Here is a 20540-nt window from a genome sequence, read left to right on the forward strand (position 1 = left end):
CCTCAAACGATAGGGTGATGGACGGTGACCAGCTTGGTCCCGTCGGGAAAGGTCGCTTCGACCTGGATGTCGGGGATCATCTCGGGCACGCCCTCCATCACTTCGTCGCGCGCCAGCACCTGGGTACCCTCGGCCATCAGTTGGGCCACGGTCTTGCCGTCGCGCGCGCCCTCCAGGATCGCCGCGCTGATCAGGGCCACGGCTTCCGGGTAATTGAGCTTGAGGCCGCGCGCGCGACGGCGTTCCGCCAGCAGCGCAGCCGTGAACAACAGCAGTTTGTCTTTTTCGCGTGGGGAGAGGTCCATATCACGTATTCCATATGCGTAGTTCAGTTGCAGGGCGATCCATCCAGTGCGGGCGCAGGACCTGCCAGGCTTGCGCCATCAGCTGGCGCGCATGTTCTGCATCGTATCCAAGGTGGCGCAGCACCAGCACAGTCTTGAACGAAGTCACGCCCAGCGCCGGATCCAGTGCGCGCAACTGCGCCACCAGCGCAGCATCGGCAGAACGTCCCGCCGCCAGCAAGGTGGCGCAGACGGTCGCGCCGCCCAGCACGTGCGGGCTTTGCATGGCGCCGCTGCCGCCGTGCAGCACGCCCTGGTCCCACCACAGCAAGCGCCCGGCCTGGCGCAGCTGCAGTTGCTGGCGCACCGTACCGCGTGCAAAACGCTCGCCGCTGGCGCTTCGGCCAAAGCACAGGATGTCGCAGCCGATGTAGCGCGCACCGGGCGCCAGCTCGACCTCCTGCAACAGATTGGCGTCGGTGGCATCGAAGAAGATCGTTTCCTGTGGCAGCCATTCCAGCCGTGCGTCGTGCGACGCACGGATCCTGACGCGCTGCCAGGCCGGCTTGCCGTTGGCGCGGTACCATTTGGCGGCACCCGGCGTGGTCAGCAAGGCATGCGAGCCGGCATCGGCCGTGACGTCGATGCACAGTTCATCGCCACCGGCTATGCCTGCCGGCGGGTGCAGCAAGATGTTGTGGCAGACAGACTCCCCTTCCGGATAGAAGGCCTTTTGCACGCGTAAGGGGCCGCTGTGCGCGCGCTGCACCAGCCGCGTGGCGGCACCGGCGCGCGCATAGCCCAGCGCCAGGCTGGCGCGCCACGCGGCGGAGGGTAAGGTTGCGGCAGTGGGGTCGATACGCATGACAGCCACCACTACCCGAGCGACGCGTCGGAGGACGCATTGGCGCGCGGCCGCACCATGGCCATGGCAAGCAGGAAGCTGCCGGCCAGCACAGCCACCAGTGCCGCACCAAAGGCCAGCTGCTTGCCATCACTCCATGCGTCGATGGTGGGCGATGTCAGCTTCAACACACCGAAACCCGCCACCAGAAAACTCACGCCGGCCACCACCCAGCCCATGATGCGCGAGGCCAGCACTGCCGCCTCGCCGCTACGCCGCAGCAAGCGCGCAATCCAGAGACCGTGCACGCCATCGGCCAGCAGCATCCCCTGGGTAAACAGTACGCCCATCAGCATTGCATGCGGCCAGCCGCCGAACTGCGTGGCAGCCACGGCAAAGAGGCTGGCCTGGCTGACGGTATCGAACGACAAGGCGAACAAGGCACCCACCAGCGCCACCCCGCCAGGCCGCGATGCTGCGGCGAGGCGGCCCAGGAAGAGGCCCTTCAAGCGCGCTGGTGCGACCACCTGTCCTGCGGCTGCCGTGAGCAAGGCCCGTATATTCAGCAACCCCAGACCGATCAGGCAGGCTATCGACACCCATGCACCGCACAGTTCGAGCCAGGCCGGCGGCTGCCAGTAGCCGGCCAGCGTGCTGAGCGCAACCGCAATGGCGATGACGACTGCGCCGTGACCCAGGGAAAACCAGACACCGCACTGGCGCGCCAGGCGTGGCCGGGCTGGCATATTCCAGCGCGCCAGACCGTCAATCGTCGCCAGGTGGTCAGGGTCGAAGCCATGCTTCAGGCCCAGGCTGAGCACCAGCAAACAGAGTCCAATCAAATTGTCGGGAAGGGTATGGGCCATACCCCTCAATAAGCAAGACGCATACCAGTTGAGACAGGCGCACAGATGGGCATAGTAATTGCATTAATGCAGTAGCCAGCATGCACAACGCGATCCCATGAACACCTCTGCACCAAACTTGGAAAGCCCACGCACCAAAACGGTTCAGCGCATCGTCAAGATTCGGCGCGACTACAACACCTGGGTCGCCAATGAAACCATTGAAGATTACGCGCTGCGCTTCACGCCGCGCGCCTTCCGCAAATGGTCCATTTTTCGCGTCGCCAATACCGCGTTTGGTGCGATTGCTTTCCTGGTGCTGGAAGCGATCGGCGGCACGCTGGCCGTGCACTATGGCTTTATCAACGCCTTCTGGGCCATCCTCGCGGTCAGCCTGATCATTTTCCTGACCGGCCTGCCCATCAGTTATTACGCGGCGCGCCACGGCGTGGACATGGACTTGCTGACCCGCGGCGCCGGCTTCGGCTATATCGGCTCCACTATTTCCTCCTTTATCTACGCTTCGTTTACCTTCATCCTGTTCGCCCTGGAAGCGGCCATCATGGCCTATGCGCTGGAACTGTATTTCGGCCTGCCCTTGTGGCTGGGCTACCTGGCCAGTGCGCTGGCAGTGGTGCCCCTGGTGACACACGGCGTGACCCTGATCAGCCGCATCCAGATGGTGAGCCAGCCACTCTGGCTGCTCTTGATGGCACTGCCCTTCATCGCCATTGCGCTCAAGCGCCCGGAGTTGCCTATCGAGTTGCTGCAGTTCGCCGGCACCGACCAGGCCAACGCCCATTTCAACACCCTGGCCTTCGGTGCCGCCACCGCCGTTGGCGTCGCCCTGATTCCGCAGATTGGCGAACAGGTCGATTTCCTGCGCTTCATGCCGCCGCCGGGAAAGAAGCGCCTGCGCTGGCATCTTGGCGTGCTGGCGGCGGGACCTGGCTGGGCGGTGGTCGGCGCGTTGAAAATGCTGGCCGGCGCCTTGCTCGCCCTGCTCGTGCTGCAGGGCGGCGCCAGCCTGGCGCAAGCGGTCAACCCGACCCATATGTACCTGGCCGGTTTCAAGCTGCTTGGCGCCGGCCCGCGCCTGGCGCTGCTGGCCACCGTGGTGTTTGTGGTGGTGTCGCAGATCAAGATCAATATGACCAATGCCTATGCCGGCTCGCTGGCCTGGTCGAATTTCTTCGCGCGCCTGACCCATAGCCATCCGGGTCGCGTGGTGTGGGCTTGCTTCAATGCCCTGATTGCGGTGCTGCTGATGGAGCTGAACGTGTTTCAGGCGCTGGACCAGGTACTCGGCCTGTTTTCCAATATCGCCCTCGCCTGGATCGCGGCCGTGGTGGCCGACTTGGTCATCAATAAGCCGCTGGGACTGAGCCCGCCAGGCATCGAATTCCGCCGCGCCTACCTGTACGATATCAATCCGGTCGGCGTGGGCGCCATGTTACTGGCCTCACTGCTGTCGGTGGCCGCCTTCAGCGGTCTGTTCGGCGCCACGGCCCAGGCATTTTCCGCCTTCATCGCGCTTGCCACCGCGTTCGCTGCAGCGCCGGCCATTGCCTATCTCACCAGCGGCCGCTACTACATTGCGCGCCAGGCAGTTGCGGCGCACAACAATACCTGCAGCATCTGTGACAAAGCCTACGAAGCGGAGGACATGGCGCATTGCCCGGCCTACCAGGGGCCGATCTGCTCGCTGTGCTGCTGCCTCGACGCGCGCTGCGACGATGCATGCAAGCCCCATGCACGCCTGTCCGTGCAATGGCAGGGCGCCATGCATTGGCTGCTTCCCAGGTCGGCCTGGCCTTACCTGGTCAGCGGGCTGGGCTACTACCTGCTGCTGATGACGCTGACCCTGCTCTTCCTCGCCGGCCTGCTGGGATTGCTATACCTGCATGAGGCGACGGCCCTGGTCCTGGCCGGGCAGGCGCTCCTGCTGGCGCCATTGCGCCTGGCCTTCCTCAAGATCTTCGGCGCGCTGCTGCTGGTCAGTGCCATCGTGGCTTGGTGGCTGGTGCTGAACCGCGAAGGCCGCCGCGTGGCGCAGGAGGAAGCGCAGCAGGCCAGGAAGCTGGCCGACCAGGCCAACCAGGCCAAGAGCCGCTACATCGCCGGCATCAGCCACGAGATCCGCACCCCGCTCAACAGCATCCTCGGCTATGCGCAGTTGCTGGAGCACGACCCAGCGATGCCACCGCACCGGCAGCAGGCCATCCGCGTCATCCGCGGCAGCGGCGAGCACCTGCTGTCCCTGATCGAGGGCACGCTCGACATTGCCCGCATCGAAGGCGGCCGCCTGAGCGTCGACTTGCACCCACTGCAATTCGCCACCTTCATCGCGCAGCTGGTGCAGATGTTCGAACAGCAGGCCGCCAGCAAGGGACTGGCTTTCCGCTACGAGGTGCAGGGCAATCTGCCGACGGTGGTGCGGGCGGACCGCAAGCGGCTCGGCCAGATCCTGATCAATATTCTCGGCAACGCGGTCAAGTTCACCAGTCAGGGCAGCATTGCCTTCCGCCTGCGCTACCAGCGTGACATGGCCCACTTCGAAGTGGAAGACAGCGGCCCCGGCATCCTGGAGCACGAACTCGAACGCATTTTCGAGCCGTTCGCGCGCGGCAGCGCCGGTGATGCCGCCAACTGCGGCGGCACCGGCCTTGGCCTGCCGATCAGCAAGCTGCTGACGGAGCTGATGGGCGGTGAACTGACGGTGCGCAGCACGCCGGGCGTGGGCAGCGTCTTCGGCGTGCGCCTGCTGCTGCCGCGCCTGCATGCCGAGGCGCCGCCACCCGATGCCGCACCGCTCCAGCGCAGCGGCTATGCCGGCGTCCGCCGCCGCATCCTGGTGGTCGACAATGACCGCAACGACCGCGAACTGCTGGCGGAGATCCTGACGCCGCTCGGCTTCATCGTCGGCCAGGCCGCTTCCGGCCTGGAGTGCCTGCAATGCCAGGCCGGCTTCGCCCCGGACCTGATCCTGATGGACCTGGCCATGCCGGGCATGGACGGCTGGGAAGCCAGCCACCTGCTGCGCACCGGGCATGGCTGCACGGTGCCGATCGGCATCGTCTCGGCCAATGCCTACGACAAGGGCCTGCCCAACCCGGCCGGCATCGGCGCCGACGATTTCTTCACCAAGCCAGTCCAGCTGGCCGAACTGCTGGACTGGATCGGGCGCCGGTTGCAGCTCGACTGGCTGACGCCGGAAGCGCCTGCCGCCAGCGCTCCGCCATCCGGCCTGCCGCAGCTGCCACCGGCCGCCCAACTGGCGCCTTTGCGGGCCCAGGTCAAAGCCGGCTATATGCGCGGCATCAAGCAGCAGCTGGACGTCATCGCCACGCTCGGCGAACCGTACCGCCAATTTGTCGACATCATGCAAGGACACGCGCTCCGCTTCGAACTGGAAGCGATGGCGCGCCTGCTCGAACAGGGAGTATCCCATGCAACAAACGATTGAGCGTCCACCAGGCCAATTGGTACTGGTGGTTGACGATATGCCCGAAAACCTGGCTGTGCTGCACGACGCGCTGGATGAATCGGGATATTCCGTGGTGGTCGCCAACAATGGCGCCACCGCACTGGAACAGGCGCAGACCCTGGTGCCCGACGTCGTGCTGCTGGATGCCGTCATGCCCGGCATGGACGGCTTCGAAGTCTGCCGCCGCCTGAAAGCGGACCTCCAGACCCGCGCCATCCCGGTGATCTTCATGACGGGCCTGACGGAGAGCGAACATGTGGTGGCGGCATTCCAGGCCGGCGGCAGCGACTATGTGACCAAGCCGGTACGCCAGAACGAAATGCTGGCGCGCATCCGCGCCCACACGCAGAATGCGCGCCTGGTAAGCCAGGCCCGCAGCGCCCTCGACGCCTTTGGCCACGCCGTGCTGGCGGTCGACCCGGACGAACGCATCATCTGGCAGACGCCGCTGGCCCGGCAATGGTTGGACATCTATTTTCCGGCCCACGCAAAATCGTCGCTGCCGCCGCAGGTATCGCCGTGGCTGCAGCGCGCCGTTCGTGCCCGCTCCGCCGGCGAAGAGGCGGCAGCGCTGGTCATCGCGCAAGGCACGCGGCGCCTGATTTTCACGCTTGGCGAGGCGGAGGAGGCGGTCCAGTGGAGCGTAGTGCTGCGCGAAGAAGCGGACGACGCCCTGGTGCAGTCGCTGATGGCGAAGCACCGTCTGACCCAGCGCGAAGCGGAGGTGCTGCATTGGGTCAGCAAGGGCAAGACCAACCGCGACATCGGCGACATCCTCGGCACCAGTCCGCGCACCGTGAACAAGCACCTGGAGCACGTGTTTGCCAAACTGGGCGTGGAGACGCGCACGGCCGCCGCCGCGCTGGCCGTGTCGTCTAGACCGACAGGTAGCGGGTGACGTCGTCGCCCGCCATCTGCGCCTGGCTGCCGGCCGCCACCACGGCGCCGCGCGACAGCACGACGAATTGATCGGCCAGCGCGTGGGCGAAGTCGAAGTATTGCTCACACAAGAGGATGGCCATGTCGCCACGTTGGCGCAGCAGGCGGATCACGCGTTCGATGTCCTTGATGATGGAGGGCTGGATGCCCTCGGTCGGTTCATCCAGGATCAGCACCTGCGGCCGTTGCAGCAGGGCGCGTGCGATGGCCAGTTGCTGCTGCTGGCCGCCTGACAGGTCGCCGCCGCGCCGCTGCAGCATGTCCTTCAGCACGGGAAACAGCTCGTACACCTCGCCGCTGATGCGCGCTGCCTGGCGGCCCGGCAGTATTGCCATGCCCATGCGCAGGTTTTCCTCCACCGTCAGGCGCGCAAAGATTTCCCGGCCTTGCGGCACATAGGCGATGCCGGCTGCCGCGCGCACATGGGGCGGCTGCCGAGTGATGTCGCGCCCGGCGAGCCGCACCGTGCCGCCGGACACGGGCAGCACGCCCATCAGGCATTTCAGCAGCGTGGTCTTGCCCACGCCATTCCGGCCCAACAAGGCCAGGCATTGGCCGCGCGCCACTTGTAGCGAAATGCTACGCAAGGTGTGGGAAGAGCCGTAGTACTGGTTCAGGTTTTCCGCGTGCAGCATCATCGTCCTAACGTCCCAAGTAGACTTCTATCACCCGTTCATCGGCCTGCACTTCGTCCATGCGGCCCTGCGCCAGCACGGCGCCTTCATGCAGCACCGTCACCTTGCCGCGCTGCGCGATGTCGGCCACGAAGCCCATATCGTGCTCCACCACCATGATGGAATGCTTGCCGCGCAATTCGTTGAGCAATTCCGCGGTGCGCGCCGTTTCCGCGTCGGACATGCCAGCCACCGGTTCGTCGAGCAGGATCAATTGCGGCTCCTGGATCAGCAGCATGCCAATTTCCAGCCATTGCTTCTGGCCGTGCGAGAGCAGGCCAGCCAGGCGCTCGGCCTGCCCTGCCAGGCGGATCTGGCGCAGGATGGCGCCGATCTTGTCGCGCTGCTCACCGCTCAGGCGCGCGAACAGCGTCGGCCGCACGCGCTTGTCCATTTTCATCGCCAGCTCCAGGTTTTCGAACACCGTGTGCGATTCGAACACCGTCGGCCGCTGGAATTTTCGGCCAATGCCGGCTTGCGCGATCTGGTACTCCGTCAGCGCCGACAAATCGTGGCGCTGCCCGAACCAGGCGCTGCCCGAACTGGGCCGTGTCCTGCCGGTGATGACGTCCATCATCGTGGTCTTGCCGGCGCCGTTGGGGCCGATAATGCAGCGCAGTTCCCCCACCGAGATATCGAGACTGAGCTTGTTCAATGCGCGGAAGCCGTCGAATTCGACCGTCACGTCTTCCAGGTAGAGGATGGCGCCATGGCTCGCGTCCAGCCCTTTTTCTTGCGCGACCTTCATGCCACTTCCTCCAGTTCATGCCTGGCTTCCGGCACGCGCTGCGGGCGCCGCGGCAGGCGCAGGCCCAACAGGCCTTGCTGCATCAGCAGCGTCACCATAATGAACAACAGGCCTAGCGCAAACAACCACAAGTCCGGGAAGGCTGCGGTGAACCAGCTCTTCAAGCCATTCACGGTGAACGCGCCGAGGATCGCGCCCAGCAAAGTCCCGCGCCCGCCAACCGCCACCCAGACCACCATCTCGATCGAGTTCGCCGGCGACATTTCCGACGGGTTGATGATGCCGACCTGCGGCACGTACAGCGCGCCGGCAATTGCGCACAGGATGGCCGACAGGGTCCAGACAAAGAGCTTGAACCATAGCGGGTTGTAGCCGATGAACATCAGGCGCGCCTCCGAATCGCGCACCGCTTGCAGCACGCGACCCAGGCGCGAGGTCACGATCCAGCGGCATAGCAACAGAGCGCCGACCAGGCAGGCCAGCGTCGCCAGGTACAGCACCGCCTTGGTGGCCGGCGCCGTGATGCTGTAGCCGAGGATGCGCTTGAAATCGGTGAAGCCGTTATTGCCGCCGAAGCCGGTGTCATTGCGGAAGAACAGCAGCATGCAGGCATAAGTCAGTGCTTGCGTGATGATGGAAAAGTACACGCCCTTGATGCGGGAACGGAAAGCGAAATAGCCGAACACGAAAGCCAACGCGCCCGGCGCCAGCACCACCAGCGCCAGGCAATACCAGAAACTGTCCGTCATGGCCCAGTACCACGGGAATTCCTTCCAGTCCAGGAAGACCATGAAGTCGGGCAGCGCGCTCTGGTAGATGCCTTCGCGCCCGATCGCGCGCATCAGGTACATGCCGTGCGCGTAGCCACCCAAGGCAAAGAACAATCCATGGCCCAGCGACAGGATGCCGGTGTAGCCCCACACCAGGTCGAGCGCCAGCGCCGCCAGGGCATAGCACATGAACTTGCCGGTCAGCCCGATCAGGTAGTCCGGCACATGCAGCGCATGGCCTGGAGGGAATGCGAGATTACATGCCGGCAGCAAGGCCGCAAGCAACGTCAGGCCCGTCATGACACACCAGGTGCGACGGGAAAACAGCTTAGTCATTCGACGCTCCTGCCTTTGACAGCGAACAGCCCTTGCGGCCGGCGCTGGATGAAGATGATGATGAAGGCCAGGATGGCGATCTTGGCCAGCACGGCTCCCGCCACCGGTTCCAGTAACTTATTGGCCTCACCAAGCCCCAGGGCGGCGAGCACCGTGCCTGACATCTGGCCGACGCCGCCCAGTACCACCACCATGAACGAGTCGATGATGTAGGACTGCCCAAGGTCCGGCCCCACATTGCCCAGTTGCGACAGCGCCACTCCGCCCAGCCCTGCAATGCCGGAACCCAGCCCGAACGTCAGCATGTCGATGCGGCCGGTCGGCACCCCGACGCAGCCGGCCATGCGCCGGTTCTGCATGACAGCGCGCACGAACAGTCCAAGCCGCGTACTGTTCAACAGCAGCCACACGCCGGCCGTCACCAGCACGGCAAACACGATGATGGCGATGCGGTTGCAGGGCAGGACCAGCGATCCAAGCACCGTCACGCCACCCGACATCCAGGCCGGATTGGCCACTTCCACGTTCTGCGCACCGAACAGGGTCCGTACCGCCTGCATCAGCACCAGGCTGATGCCCGAAGTCGCCAGCAAGGTTTCCAGCGGGCGCCCGTACAGCCAGCGGATGACCGTTCGTTCCAGCGCCATGCCCACCAGCGCCGCCACGGCGAAAGCAGCCGGCAGTGCCGCCAGCAGGTACAGGTCCAGCGCCTGCGGCAAGTAGTGCCGGAACAGCGACTGCACCAGGTATGTCGTATAGGCGCCGATCATCAGCAACTCGCCGTGCGCCATATTGATGATCCCCATCAGGCCAAAGGTGATGGCCAGGCCGAGTGCCGCCAGCAGCAGCACGCTGGCCAGCGACACGCCGTAAAACAGATTGCCGACCAGCTCAGTGCGTGCTTGCCTGGCGTCGATAACCTTCAAGGCATCTGTTACCGCCAGGCGAACGGTGGCATCGGGTTCGGTGGATGCCGTCTCCAACATGGCCTGCAGCGGCGCACGCTGTGCACTGCCACCCAGCTCACCCACCCGGCGCACGGCAGCGGCGCGTTCGGCCGCCTGTGGCGCCTGCAAGCTGGCGAGCGCCAGCAACAACTGCAGTGCCGCACGCACTTGCCCGTCCTGCTCGGTCTTCAGGGCACGCTGTACCAGCACCAACTGGCCGGAACTCGCTTCCTGGCCCAGCAAGGCACGCGCAGCTGCCAATCGTTGCGCCGGCTCGGGCGCCAGCAAATCCATGCCCGACAGGGCCGCCTCGATGGCAGCGCGCAAGCGGTTGTTGACGACAATGGCGGCCGCGCCTGCGGGTGCCGCCGCCGGCGGTACAAGGATGGCCACCTGTCCGTCGGGCATCATGTATAAAGCATCTTCCTTCAAAGCGCGCAGCACAGCCACAGCTTCCGGGGTCCCGAGCGCGCCGATGGCAGCGACAGCCGCCACGCGCGCGTCGGGATCGTCGCCGGCCAGCGGCTGCAGCATGGCTGGCGCAAGGGCCGCCTGCGCGGCGCCGGCCAGCAGGCAAAGCGCGATGCCGGCCACCAGCCGGCGCATAGCGGAATACATCATGGGAAAGTCTCCATTGATCAAGGCCGGCGGGTGGCGCAGCCATCTCCCCGCCGGCGTACCGAGTTACAGCTTTTGCTTGCCTTCGTTGCCTGGAATGAACGGGCTCCAAGGCTGTGCGCGGATCGGTTCCTTGCTCTTCCACACGACGCTGAACTGGCCGTCAGCCTTGATCTCTCCAATCATCACCGGCTTGTGCAGGTGGTGGTTGCTCGGGTCCATGGTCAGTATGAATCCGGAAGGCGCGGTGAAGGACTGGCCGCCCATCGCTGCGATCACCTTGTCGGTGTCGGTGGACTTGGCCTTTTCGACGGCCTGTGCCCACATATGGATGCCGACATAAGTTGCCTCCATCGGGTCGTTGGTCACTGCGGTCGCCGCATTTGGCAGCTTCTTCGCTACCGCGTAGGCCTTCCATTTCTTGATGAAGGTCTCGTTCACCGGATTTTTGACCGACTCGAAATAGTTCCAGGCCGCGAGGTGGCCGACCAACGGCTTGGCATCCACGCCGCGCAGCTCCTCTTCGCCCACCGAGAAAGCGACGACCGGCACCTGCGTCGCCTTCAGGCCGGCATTGCCCAGCTCCTTGTAGAAGGGCACGTTGGAATCGCCGTTGATGGTGGAGATCACGGCGGTCTTGCCCCCGGCCGAGAACTTCTTGATATTGGCGACGATGGTCTGGTAATCCGAATGACCGAACGGCGTATAGGTTTCCTCGATGTCGCTGTCCTTGACGCCTTTGCTCTTCAGGAAAGCACGCAGGATCTTGTTGGTGGTACGCGGGTACACATAGTCCGTGCCGAGCAACACGAAGCGCCTGGCGCCGCCGCCTTCCTTGCTCATCAGGTACTCGACCGCAGGAATCGCCTGCTGGTTCGGCGCTGCCCCGGTGTAGAACACATTTTTCTCGAGTTCTTCCCCTTCATACTGCACAGGGTAGAACAATAGGCCATTCAATTCCTTGAAGACCGGCAGCACGGACTTGCGCGAGACCGAAGTCCAGCAGCCGAACACTGCGGCCACTTTGTCTTTTGCGACCAGCTGGCGCGCCTTCTCGGCGAACAGCGGCCAGTTCGACGCCGGATCGACCACCACCGGCTCCAGTTTTTTGCCCAGCACGCCGCCCTTCGCATTGATTTCGTCGATGGACATCAGGGCCACGTCTTTCAGCGAAGTTTCGGAAATCGCCATGGTGCCGGACAGTGAATGCAGGATGCCGACCTTGATGGTGTCGCCCGCGTAGGCCGCGAAGCTGCCACCCAGCAGTGCGGCACCGGCCGCAATGCGGGTCAGGGAAGCGATGAAATGACGGCGAGTTTGCATGATGGTTACCCTCTTCTAATGGTGGAAGGATGGTGCTTAGTATTGGACTTGCAGCGCGACTACGAACTTCGACTGGTCGGCAGCGGCCACGGTTTCGGTCTTCGAATACTTGGCGCTCAACTGCGCGTTGTAGCCATCGATGATGTAATTAAGGCCCACGTCCGATTGCTTGACGTCGATGTTGTTGTCGGGCTTGAACTTCTGATATTGGACGAAGGGCTGCAACTTGCCTTGCCCCGGCGCGAGGTTGAAGACGTAGGCGAGGCCGGCCGACCACGCCTTGCCCTGCTCCGCCAGGATCACGTCGCCGTTGCGGTAGTTGTAGTAGGCCGCCTCCACCGACACTGCACCGGTGCCGATGCGCTTCTCCAGCAGGAAGTCCAGGTTCCATGCCTTGTAGTCGCCGTTCCTGGCGACGGTCAGCACGCCATCCTTCTGGTAGCGGCCGGCCAGACCGATGGCCAGGATATCCTTGCTGCCCAGGTAGTTGCCGGTGCCGTAGTAGCCTGGCTCCCCATCCCAGAAGTCGTATTGCACGCGACCCGAATACATCAAGCTGTCGTCGGCCTTGATGCCCGCCGCCTTGGCCTCCTTCTGTGTCAGGCTGCCGATGCCGAAGGTGTGGCCCTCGAAAGCGCCGAAGGAATATCCAAGCCTGCCATCGGCGGCATTCCCCCACACCACTATGCCGTCATCACGGCCACGGAAAATGCCGCCGTTATAACCATAGCGCGAAGCGACGCCCGCCCAGTAGCCGCCACCCAACGAATAGTAAGGACCAGCCATATTCGCGCGGTCGCTCGGCGACAGGAGACGCCCGGCCCAGACATTCAGCTCCGGCGAGAATGCGAACTGCGCGGCAGCATCCAGCACACGGATCTGGTCACCATCCCACTCGGTGTTCAGCATGCCCTTGATGTTCTTGTTCAGCGAGGCACCAAGGAACAGGCGCGCGCTGTCCAGGTTGAAATCGTTCGAGCGCGAGCTGCCGTCCGGTGCGCCGTCTTTGGCACTGGTGTAACTGCCACGCGCGCCAAAGCCTACGCTGAGGGACTTGTCGTCGCCGATTGGCATGGTGGCGCCTGCGTGCGCCAGCGATGCCACGGTGGCGCCGAGTAATACCGAGAGCTTGATCTTCCTTTGCATGCCAGTCCTCATTTCACAAGTTGGTAAATGTTGCCGCTTGTGATCAGGGTAAAGAGGCTGGCCGCGCTGGCCCATACGTCAAGTGACGTAGTGGCTGATTGGCGTCACAAAACAAAACGGCCCGGGCGCTTGCGCGGCCGGGCCGTTTTTACTGGGACTTTAAGTGCTTAAGCCAGCTTGCCGTGGCAAGCCTTGAACTTCTTGCCGCTGCCGCATGGGCATGGGTCGTTGCGGCCAACCTTGAAGCCCTGGCTGATCGCAGCGTCCAGGTCGCCCGCAGGCATAGCGGTTGGGGCCAGTAGTTCTTCCGGCGCCGCGTTCGGATTGAAGTCGGCGTGCTGGTAGTGGACGTTCTCGACGTGCGACTGGTTCATGGCGGCTTCCGCTGCCTCGACCTCTTCGCGCGACTGGATGCGCACCATCATCACCATGCGGATCACGTCGTTCTTGATCATGTCCAGCATGGTGCCGAACAGTTCGAACGCTTCGCGCTTGTATTCCTGCTTAGGATTCTTCTGTGCGTAGCCGCGCAGGTGGATACCCTGGCGCAGATGGTCCAGTGCCGCCAGGTGCTCGCGCCAGTGGGTGTCCACCGACTGCAGCATGACGTTGCGCTCGAAGCCGCCGAAGGCTTCCTTCGACACGATATCGACCTTGGCCTGGTACACGGCATCGGCCGCAGCGATGACGCGCTCGACGATGTCTTCGTCCGTGATGCTGCTTTCCTTCTCCATCATCGCGACCAGCGGAACGTCGATCATCCATTCTTGCGCCAGCGTCTTCTGCAGGGCCGGGATATCCCACTGCTCTTCCACCGATTCTTCCGGCACATAGGTGCGCACCACGTCGGTGAACACGCCATGGCGCAGGCTCATGATGGTTTCGGAAATATCGGTCGCTTCCAGCAGCTCGTTACGCTGCGAGTAGATCACCTTACGCTGGTCGTTGGCGACGTCGTCGTATTCCAGCAGTTGCTTACGGATGTCGAAGTTGCGGGCTTCAACCTTGCGCTGTGCGGATTCAATGGAACGGGACACGATGCCCGCTTCGATCGGTTCGCCTTCCGGCATCTTCAGGCGGTCCATGATCGCGCGCACGCGGTCGCCGGCAAAGATGCGCAGGAGCGGATCGTCCAGCGACAGGTAGAAGCGCGAGGAGCCCGGGTCGCCCTGGCGGCCGGAACGGCCACGCAGCTGGTTGTCGACGCGGCGGGATTCGTGACGCTCGGTACCGACGATGTGCAGGCCGCCGGCCGCCACCACCTGGTTGTGCAGCGACTGCCAGCCACCGCGCAGGTGCTGCGCCTTGGCTGCCTTCTCTTCGTCGCTCAACTCAGGGTTGGCTTCGATGATCTGGATCTGCTTCTCGATATTGCCGCCCAAAACGATGTCGGTACCACGACCTGCCATATTGGTGGCGATGGTGATCGCTTTCGGGATGCCTGCCTGGGCGATGATTTCCGCTTCGCGGGCGTGCTGTTTTGCGTTCAGCACGTTGTGCGGCAGCTTGGCCTTGTCCAGGATGCCGGACAGCAGTTCGGAATTTTCAATCGAGGTGGTACCGACCAGCACTGGCTGGCCGCGCTCGTAGCAGTCGCGGATGTCGAGCATCATCGCGTTGTACTTTTCTTCGTTCGACTTGTACACCTGGTCCTGGCGATCTTTGCGCGCCGATGGACGATTCGGCGGAATCACCACGGTCTCCAGGCCGTAGATCTCCTGGAATTCATACGCTTCGGTGTCGGCGGTACCGGTCATGCCTGACAGCTTGGCATACATACGGAAGTAGTTCTGGAAGGTGATCGAGGCCAGGGTCTGGTTCTCGTTCTGGATCTTCACGCCTTCCTTGGCTTCGACTGCCTGGTGCAGGCCGTCGGACCAGCGGCGGCCAGTCATCAGACGGCCGGTGAATTCGTCGACGATCACCACTTCATTGTTCTGCACTACGTAGTGCTGGTCCTTGAAGTACAGCACGTGCGCACGCAGGGCAGCGTACAGGTGATGCACCAGGGTGATATTGGCGGAATCGTACAGGGACGCGCCTTCCGGCAGCAGGCCCATCTTGGTCAGGATGCCTTCGGCCTTTTCGTGGCCGGCTTCGGTCAGCAGCACCTGGTGCGCTTTTTCGTCCTTGGTGTAGTCGCCAGGGACTTCGATCTTGCCTTTGCCGTCGGCGGTTTCTTCGCCGATCTGCAGGGTCAGTTGCGGTGGAACCAGATTGATCTTGTGGTACAGGTCGGTGTGGTTTTCAGCCTGGCCGGAGATGATCAGCGGGGTACGCGCTTCGTCGATCAGGATCGAGTCCACTTCGTCGACGATGCCGAAATTCAGGGCGCGCTGCACGCGCTCGCTGGCTTCGAACACCATATTGTCGCGCAGGTAGTCGAAACCGAATTCGTTATTGGTGCCGTAGGTGATGTCGGCGGCGTAGGCTTCCTGCTTATCGTCGTGCGGCATTTGCGACAGGTTCACGCCGCAAGACAGGCCCAGCCAGCGGTACAGCTTGCCCATGGTTTCGGCGTCGCGCTGTGCCAGGTAATCGTTGACGGTCACGATGTGCACGCCCTTGCCGGACAGTGCATTCAGGTAAGCCGGCAGGGTTGCTGTCAGGGTCTTGCCTTCACCGGTGCCCATTTCAGCAATCTTACCATAATGCAACACCATGCCGCCGATCAGCTGGACGTCGAAGTGGCGCATCTTGAACACGCGCTTGGACGCTTCGCGGCAGACGGCGAAGGCTTCCGGCAACAGGTCATCCAGCGATTCGCCATTGGCAACGCGCTCCTTGAGGGCAGGCGTTTTCGCTTGCAGCTCGGCATCCGACAGCTTTTCAAACTCCGGCTCCAGGGCGTTAATCGCCTTTACCGTTTTTTGGTATTGCTTAAGCAGACGCTGGTTGCGGCTGCCGAAAATCTGGGTCAGTAAGGACATTTCTTAAATTCTTCCTCGGGTCCGCCAATGGCAAAAGTGCGTGATTTTATCATGCGTTCGTAGCAAGGTTGGGATCTTGGCCTATATAACAATAGGCTAGCGATGAAAAATTCACCGGCTGGGGCCGCCACTGTAAAATGTCGGAATGGGGTTTTCATTCACAGATCGCAAGCACGCACCGCAGGAAGCCACGGATTTCCTACGCGGCAACGCACGCCTGGCGGCTTTGCTGCCGGCAGTGCAGCGCATGGCGAAATTACAACGCGATTGTGCTGAAGTCCTGCCTTCGGCTTTCAAAAGCTGCGAAATCTTTGCTTTCGACGGCGGAGAACTGACCCTGGCCGTGCCCAATACGGCGGTGGCAGCCAAACTCAAGCAACAGGTGCCAAAACTGCAGGAAGCGCTGAACGAAAAGGGGTGGCAGATCAACAACATCCGCTTCCGAGTGCAGATGCCGAAGGGGATCGCGCATGTCGGTCCGAGTGGTGAAGGCTTGAAGTTACCCGAAACGGCCGTCAACTCGTTTGACGAGCTGAGCCAGAAACTGGAACCAACCGCCGCCAACGAGCCACTGATTGAGGCGATGCGGCGCTTGGTCGCCCGCCGTCGGGAAGTCTAATTAGCGGTGAATCGGAAAGTAGTATGAGGCGGTGAGCGTTACGATTGGCAGCATTCCGATCTTCACGAATTCGAACATCGCTTCCAGGGCTTTATTTTGCGAGAACATTCCGTAAGCGAGCATCACCCCAACGGAAAACAAACCCAACCCACACAAGAGCTGCTTCGCAAACTTTAGGCGCGCTGTTGCACTGAGTTCTACCACTTCCGCGCGCCACGCTTGCCGCGCCTCCATTTGCCAATCTGAAGCGCGCCGCCCGTTTGTACGTTCGGTTGGCATCAGAATATGCCAACCAGGCGATGGATCGGATTTAGTTCGGGATCGACAATGGCAATTGAGTTTCCTTCCGACTGAGCTTCTTCTGCAACTGCTAACAAGGCTAAAGCGCGGCCTATGGTCAGCGCACGCGAAAGTCCATTCCGCTTGGCTATGTTATTAAGGTTGCGAGCGAACTCATCGCTCATCTCCAAGGTGATCTGCTCCATGGCATCCTCCCGTTGCAATACTGTCAGTATTGCCAACGAAACGTCTGTCTGGCAAGCAGGGCAGGAGAATTAAGTTATAGGTAGGCCCACTCGCGCGACATCTGCTTGGCGTAGGACGGCGGGGCAGTGTCGAGGGAGTCGAAGGTGACCAGCTCGTAGGAATCCGGATCGGCCAGCATGGCACGCAGCAGCTGGTTATTCAGGGCGTGGCCGGATTTGTGCGCTTCGTAGCTGGCAATGATCGGGTGGCCGACCATGTACAGGTCGCCGATCGCGTCGAGGATCTTGTGGCGCACGAATTCGTCGTCGTAGCGCAGGCCATCCTGGTTCAGGATGCGGTATTCATCCATCACGATGGCGTTTTCCAGCGAACCGCCGCGCGCCAGGCCAATCCCGCGCAACATTTCCACGTCCTGCATGAAGCCGAAGGTGCGGGCGCGGGCAATCGCCTGGATGTACGACACGTCGCCGAAGTCCACCGTGGCGCGCTGCGCCGTGCCATCCACCGCCGGGTGGTTGAATTCGATGAAGAAGTCCAGCTTGAAGCCGTCGTGCGGGACCAGGCGTGCCCACTTTTCAGCGGCACCCTTGCCTTCCCGGATTTCGATCGGCTTTTTCACTTTGATAAACTTTTTCGGTGCTTCCTGCTCCTGCACACCGCCCTGCTGCAGCAGGTAGACAAACGAAGAGGCCGAACCATCCATGATCGGGATTTCTTCCGCCGTCACGTCGACGTAGAGATTGTCGATGCCCAGGCCGGCGCAGGCCGACATCAGGTGTTCGACGGTCGAGACGCGGCCGCCGTCCTTCATCAGCACAGTTGCCATGCGGGTATCGCCCACAATGTCAGCCCTTGTCGGGAAGACAACCTGCGGGTTCAGGTCCACACGGCGGAAGACGATGCCGGTATCCGGCTCAGCAGGGCGCAAGGTCAGCTCGACCTTGGTGCCGGAGTGCAGGCCGACACCTGTGGTGCGGACGATTTCTTTGATGGTTCGTTGTTTCAGCATGCAAGGATTATAGCGCCCTGCGCCCTTCCCCGCTTACGGGTGCTCGGCCTCGGCATGTTCGGTTTCACGGCGCACCAGGTAGATGCCGGAGCCGATGATGATGGCCGCCCCCACCAGGGTGTAAGCATCCGGCAGCGTATGCCACAGCAGCCAGTCGATACCCACGCCCCAGGCCAGCGCCGTGTACTCGAACGGCGCCACGATCGAAGCCTTGCCCATGCTGAAAGCGCGCGTCAGCGCGAGCTGGCCGAAGAAGCCGCTCACCGCCAGCGCCAGCATGGCGGGCCACAGCGACCAGTCGATGCTGACCCAGGCGTCGATGGCTAGCGGCGCAACGCCAATGCCCATCAGGGTCAGCACCCAGAACATCACGTGTTCGGGAGCGTCGGTTTTGGCCAGCACACGGCCGGCAATGGCGGAAATGCCGTAGCAGACGGCCGAAGCCAGCACAGCCAGTCCTGCGATCGACGCGAAGTTGGTGCCGTCCGGGCGCAGCACCACCAGCACGCCGCCCAAGCCGACAAAGATCGCCACCCACTGCCCCAGGCTGACTTTTTCTTTCAGGATGAACACCGCCAGCACGGTCACCAGTGCCGGCGCGATGAAGAAGATGGCGTAAGTATCGGCCAACGGCAGCGACTTCAGCGCGAACGCAAACAGCGACAGCATGGCAATGCCAACCGCACCGCGCAGCAGGTGCAGCGGCCAGCGCACGTTGAAGATGCCGGTGAACTTGCCGCGATAAGCCATGAACGCACACACCAGCGGCATCGAAAGCATGCATCGCAACGCGGTCACCTGTACGGCCGGGTAGCGTGCGGCCAGCACTTTCATGGAAGCGTCCATGAGGGAGAACATGGCGACCGCAGCCACCATGGCGTAAATAGCTTGCAGGTTTTCTTTTTGTTGCGGAGTCACGATGGAAGGCCCAAATCCGTTGCCGGGTCGTCCATTGTACTGAAAGAAAGGGTTTGCTGCTGAGGCCACGTCAGCTTAGGCGGTAACAGTAGAAGTCCCTGTTTGCCCATTCATGATCGCCCGCGCCTCGGCCGTGCGGCATGCGCTGCCGCGACTGCTTATAGCCCGGATCCTGGGTACCCCTCACATCAAAATAGTCGGGTCTCAACAACTCCTTCACTTCGGGCAAGGCATCCAATGCACTGAACACGCGCCGGAGAATCTTGAAATTGTCCTCCACATCCATATGCTTGATGACGACCTGCAGCAGCCATTCACGGCACTCCTCGTCGTATTCCCAGTACATGGAATCGGGCCGTAGCCCCTCCAGATCCAGTTGTTGAAGTAGCTTACGTCCCCCAGTTATCATTTCCTGAGTCAGGTCGTGGAGTTCGATGCGATTCATGGTTAGCCCTTAGATACAAAAACAATGAGACAAGCAGGCGCTGGAATTGTTCCCGACTTCTGAAAGAAATCACGAAGAAATTCGCGGCGAGTTATGATGCTGGGATGAATACTGAAGCGCTACTTGTCGACGTGATCGAAGAGATCGAGCCACTCTATGTGGTTCACGAGTCGCCCGTGCATGGGCGGGGTGTGTTTGCGCGCCGGATGATCCCGGCCGGCACCCGCATCATCGAGTACACCGGCGAGATCGTCGACTGGGAAGAATGCTGCCGCCGCACCGAGGAGAAAGGCGGCCCGATCGGCCACACGTTCTTCTTCAGCCTGAATAACGGCATGCTGATCGACGGCGGCTCGGGCGGCAACGAGGCGCGCTACATCAACCACTCCTGCGAGCCGAATTGCGAAGCCGAAGAAGACGATGAAGACCGCGTCTACATCTGCTCCCTGCGCGACATCGAGGAAGGCGAAGAGCTGAACTACAACTACGGCCTGATTTATGAAGCCCGCCACACCGCCAAAGTGAAGAAGGAATTCGCCTGCTACTGCGGCGCACCGTCCTGCAGCGGCGTCATGCTGGCGCCCAAGAAGCGCAAGTCACGCGCAAAAGCGAAAGCAGAAACGCAAAACGGCGCCGAAGCGCCGTCTCTAGCGGAGTAATCCGGGGATTACAGCTGGCCCAGCATGGTCTCGGCGTTCGACACTTCGAACTTGCCGCCTTGCTCGACGTTCAGTTGCTTGACCACGCCGTCTTCCACCAGCATCGAGTAACGCTGGGAGCGGGTGCCCATGCCGAATTTGGAGAAGTCTGCATCCAGGCCCAGAGCCTTGGAGTAAGCAGCGTTGCCGTCAGCCATCATGCGGACGGTGCCGGTGGCTTTCTGATCGCGGCCCCATGCGCCCATCACGAAGGCGTCGTTCACGGAGATGCACCAGATTTCGTCTACGCCCTTGGCTTTCAGGTCGGCTGCGTGCTTGACGTAGCCTGGCACGTGCTGTGCGGAGCAGGTTGGGGTGTAGGCGCCTGGCAGGCCGAAGATCGCGATCTTCTTGCCTTTGGTGATGTCCTGCACATTGAAGGTGTTCGGGCCGAGGGAGCAGCCTTCGGTCTCGGTTTCGATGAATTCGGACAGTTGGCCTTCCGGCAGTTTGTCGCCGATCTTGATGGTCATT

The 20540-nt window shown here is 62.4% G+C and carries 20 protein-coding genes; 4 read left to right on the forward strand and 16 right to left on the reverse strand.

What is annotated here, in order from left to right:
• Positions 1-2: 2 nt before the first annotated feature.
• From ASD58_RS14745 to ASD58_RS14755, 3 genes are read right to left on the reverse strand one after another with little or no spacing between them, the layout of a single operon-like run.
• Entirely contained in the window at positions 3-305 is a 303-nt protein-coding gene (locus ASD58_RS14745) for an urease subunit gamma (protein WP_057261905.1), read from the reverse strand.
• 1 nt (position 306) lies between these two features.
• A complete protein-coding gene (locus tag ASD58_RS14750; protein ID WP_057262107.1) occupies positions 307-1149 on the reverse strand; it encodes an urease accessory protein UreD in 843 nt (280 codons plus the stop codon).
• 11 nt (positions 1150-1160) lie between these two features.
• Positions 1161-1994, reverse strand: a complete 834-nt coding sequence (locus tag ASD58_RS14755; RefSeq protein WP_057261906.1) for a nickel transporter — start codon at positions 1992-1994, stop codon at positions 1161-1163.
• A 97-nt stretch (positions 1995-2091) separates the two neighbouring features.
• Here ASD58_RS14755 and ASD58_RS14760 point away from each other — a divergent pair, with 97 nt between their 5' ends.
• Both ASD58_RS14760 and ASD58_RS14765 read left to right on the forward strand, forming a co-directional pair.
• Positions 2092-5439 (forward strand): ATP-binding protein, encoded by a 3348-nt coding sequence (locus ASD58_RS14760; RefSeq protein WP_057261907.1) that lies wholly within the window; start codon positions 2092-2094, stop codon positions 5437-5439.
• The gene (locus ASD58_RS14765; RefSeq protein WP_057261908.1) at positions 5423-6358 is read left to right on the forward strand and encodes a response regulator transcription factor; all 936 of its coding nucleotides are present in this window, start codon (positions 5423-5425) and stop codon (positions 6356-6358) included. The genes ASD58_RS14760 and ASD58_RS14765 overlap by 17 nt, the downstream gene beginning before the upstream one ends.
• Here the strand turns inward: ASD58_RS14765 and urtE are convergent.
• From urtE to secA, 7 genes are all read right to left on the reverse strand, one after another.
• Positions 6336-7034 carry an urea ABC transporter ATP-binding subunit UrtE gene (urtE, locus tag ASD58_RS14770; protein WP_057262108.1) on the reverse strand — a complete coding sequence of 233 codons (699 nt, stop codon included), beginning with the start codon at positions 7032-7034 and terminating at the stop codon, positions 6336-6338. The two genes, ASD58_RS14765 and urtE, sit on opposite strands and share 23 nt — an antisense overlap.
• A gap of 7 nt (positions 7035-7041) precedes the next feature.
• Entirely contained in the window at positions 7042-7821 is a 780-nt protein-coding gene (gene urtD / locus ASD58_RS14775) for an urea ABC transporter ATP-binding protein UrtD (protein WP_057261909.1), read from the reverse strand.
• On the reverse strand, positions 7818-8927 hold the full coding sequence (gene urtC, locus ASD58_RS14780) for an urea ABC transporter permease subunit UrtC (protein WP_057261910.1): 1110 nt from the start codon (positions 8925-8927) through the stop codon (positions 7818-7820). Before urtC ends, urtD begins: the two co-directional genes overlap by 4 nt.
• A complete protein-coding gene (gene urtB, locus ASD58_RS14785) occupies positions 8924-10495 on the reverse strand; it encodes an urea ABC transporter permease subunit UrtB (protein WP_229209985.1) in 1572 nt (523 codons plus the stop codon). The genes urtC and urtB overlap by 4 nt, the downstream gene beginning before the upstream one ends.
• Before the next feature lie 63 nt (positions 10496-10558).
• A complete protein-coding gene (gene urtA, locus ASD58_RS14790) occupies positions 10559-11815 on the reverse strand; it encodes an urea ABC transporter substrate-binding protein (protein ID WP_156401284.1) in 1257 nt (418 codons plus the stop codon).
• Between the two features lie 36 nt (positions 11816-11851).
• Positions 11852-12961, reverse strand: coding sequence for a porin (locus ASD58_RS14795; RefSeq protein WP_156401285.1), 1110 nt, complete (start codon positions 12959-12961; stop codon positions 11852-11854).
• 167 nt (positions 12962-13128) lie between these two features.
• Positions 13129-15891, reverse strand: a complete 2763-nt coding sequence (gene secA / locus ASD58_RS14800) for a preprotein translocase subunit SecA (RefSeq protein ID WP_057261912.1) — start codon at positions 15889-15891, stop codon at positions 13129-13131.
• Positions 15892-16036: 145 nt separating this feature from the next.
• Between secA and ASD58_RS14805 the strand changes: the two genes are divergently transcribed.
• Positions 16037-16510 (forward strand): DciA family protein, encoded by a 474-nt coding sequence (locus tag ASD58_RS14805; RefSeq protein ID WP_057261913.1) that lies wholly within the window; start codon positions 16037-16039, stop codon positions 16508-16510.
• Here the strand turns inward: ASD58_RS14805 and ASD58_RS14810 are convergent, their stop codons facing one another.
• The 5 genes from ASD58_RS14810 to ASD58_RS14830 form a co-directional block, all read right to left on the reverse strand.
• Positions 16511-16789, reverse strand: a complete 279-nt coding sequence (locus ASD58_RS14810) for a hypothetical protein (RefSeq protein ID WP_156401286.1) — start codon at positions 16787-16789, stop codon at positions 16511-16513. It abuts the gene before it with no gap.
• Positions 16789-16995 carry a hypothetical protein gene (locus ASD58_RS14815; protein ID WP_057261915.1) on the reverse strand — a complete coding sequence of 69 codons (207 nt, stop codon included), beginning with the start codon at positions 16993-16995 and terminating at the stop codon, positions 16789-16791. Before ASD58_RS14815 ends, ASD58_RS14810 begins: the two co-directional genes overlap by 1 nt.
• A 74-nt stretch (positions 16996-17069) precedes the next feature.
• On the reverse strand, positions 17070-18005 hold the full coding sequence (gene lpxC / locus ASD58_RS14820; protein ID WP_057261916.1) for a UDP-3-O-acyl-N-acetylglucosamine deacetylase: 936 nt from the start codon (positions 18003-18005) through the stop codon (positions 17070-17072).
• 33 nt (positions 18006-18038) lie between these two features.
• On the reverse strand, positions 18039-18881 hold the full coding sequence (locus tag ASD58_RS14825; RefSeq protein WP_057262111.1) for a DMT family transporter: 843 nt from the start codon (positions 18879-18881) through the stop codon (positions 18039-18041).
• Between the two features lie 112 nt (positions 18882-18993).
• Positions 18994-19368, reverse strand: a complete 375-nt coding sequence (locus ASD58_RS14830) for a hypothetical protein (protein WP_057261917.1) — start codon at positions 19366-19368, stop codon at positions 18994-18996.
• 104 nt (positions 19369-19472) lie between these two features.
• Between ASD58_RS14830 and ASD58_RS14835 the strand changes: the two genes are divergently transcribed.
• The gene (locus ASD58_RS14835) at positions 19473-20027 is read left to right on the forward strand and encodes an SET domain-containing protein (protein WP_057261918.1); all 555 of its coding nucleotides are present in this window, start codon (positions 19473-19475) and stop codon (positions 20025-20027) included.
• Positions 20028-20035: 8 nt separating this feature from the next.
• On the opposite strand, the gene ASD58_RS14840 is transcribed toward ASD58_RS14835, so the two are convergent.
• Positions 20036-20539, reverse strand: a complete 504-nt coding sequence (locus ASD58_RS14840; protein ID WP_057261919.1) for a peroxiredoxin — start codon at positions 20537-20539, stop codon at positions 20036-20038.
• Position 20540: the final 1 nt, after the last annotated feature.

Origin of the sequence: Duganella sp. Root1480D1 (assembly GCF_001427305.1) — a bacterium.
Classification (GTDB): domain Bacteria; phylum Pseudomonadota; class Gammaproteobacteria; order Burkholderiales; family Burkholderiaceae_D; genus Rugamonas.

Coding starts and splice junctions, on each gene's coding strand:
- lpxC (WP_057261916.1), bottom strand. CDS start 18,005: ATGCTGAAACAACGAACCATCAAAGAAATCGTCCGCACCACAGGTGTC.
- urtD (WP_057261909.1), bottom strand. CDS start 7,821: ATGAAGGTCGCGCAAGAAAAAGGGCTGGACGCGAGCCATGGCGCCATC.
- urtB (WP_229209985.1), bottom strand. CDS start 10,495: ATGATGTATTCCGCTATGCGCCGGCTGGTGGCCGGCATCGCGCTTTGC.
- urtA (WP_156401284.1), bottom strand. CDS start 11,815: ATGCAAACTCGCCGTCATTTCATCGCTTCCCTGACCCGCATTGCGGCC.
- secA (WP_057261912.1), bottom strand. CDS start 15,891: ATGTCCTTACTGACCCAGATTTTCGGCAGCCGCAACCAGCGTCTGCTT.
- ASD58_RS14750 (WP_057262107.1), bottom strand. CDS start 1,149: ATGCGTATCGACCCCACTGCCGCAACCTTACCCTCCGCCGCGTGGCGC.
- ASD58_RS14815 (WP_057261915.1), bottom strand. CDS start 16,995: ATGGAGCAGATCACCTTGGAGATGAGCGATGAGTTCGCTCGCAACCTT.
- ASD58_RS14805 (WP_057261913.1), top strand. CDS start 16,037: ATGGGGTTTTCATTCACAGATCGCAAGCACGCACCGCAGGAAGCCACG.
- ASD58_RS14840 (WP_057261919.1), bottom strand. CDS start 20,539: ATGACCATCAAGATCGGCGACAAACTGCCGGAAGGCCAACTGTCCGAA.
- ASD58_RS14745 (WP_057261905.1), bottom strand. CDS start 305: ATGGACCTCTCCCCACGCGAAAAAGACAAACTGCTGTTGTTCACGGCT.
- ASD58_RS14825 (WP_057262111.1), bottom strand. CDS start 18,881: ATGGTGGCTGCGGTCGCCATGTTCTCCCTCATGGACGCTTCCATGAAA.
- urtC (WP_057261910.1), bottom strand. CDS start 8,927: ATGACTAAGCTGTTTTCCCGTCGCACCTGGTGTGTCATGACGGGCCTG.
- ASD58_RS14830 (WP_057261917.1), bottom strand. CDS start 19,368: ATGAATCGCATCGAACTCCACGACCTGACTCAGGAAATGATAACTGGG.
- ASD58_RS14810 (WP_156401286.1), bottom strand. CDS start 16,789: ATGCCAACCGAACGTACAAACGGGCGGCGCGCTTCAGATTGGCAAATG.
- urtE (WP_057262108.1), bottom strand. CDS start 7,034: ATGCTGCACGCGGAAAACCTGAACCAGTACTACGGCTCTTCCCACACC.
- ASD58_RS14760 (WP_057261907.1), top strand. CDS start 2,092: ATGAACACCTCTGCACCAAACTTGGAAAGCCCACGCACCAAAACGGTT.
- ASD58_RS14755 (WP_057261906.1), bottom strand. CDS start 1,994: ATGGCCCATACCCTTCCCGACAATTTGATTGGACTCTGTTTGCTGGTG.
- ASD58_RS14795 (WP_156401285.1), bottom strand. CDS start 12,961: ATGCAAAGGAAGATCAAGCTCTCGGTATTACTCGGCGCCACCGTGGCA.
- ASD58_RS14835 (WP_057261918.1), top strand. CDS start 19,473: ATGAATACTGAAGCGCTACTTGTCGACGTGATCGAAGAGATCGAGCCA.
- ASD58_RS14765 (WP_057261908.1), top strand. CDS start 5,423: ATGCAACAAACGATTGAGCGTCCACCAGGCCAATTGGTACTGGTGGTT.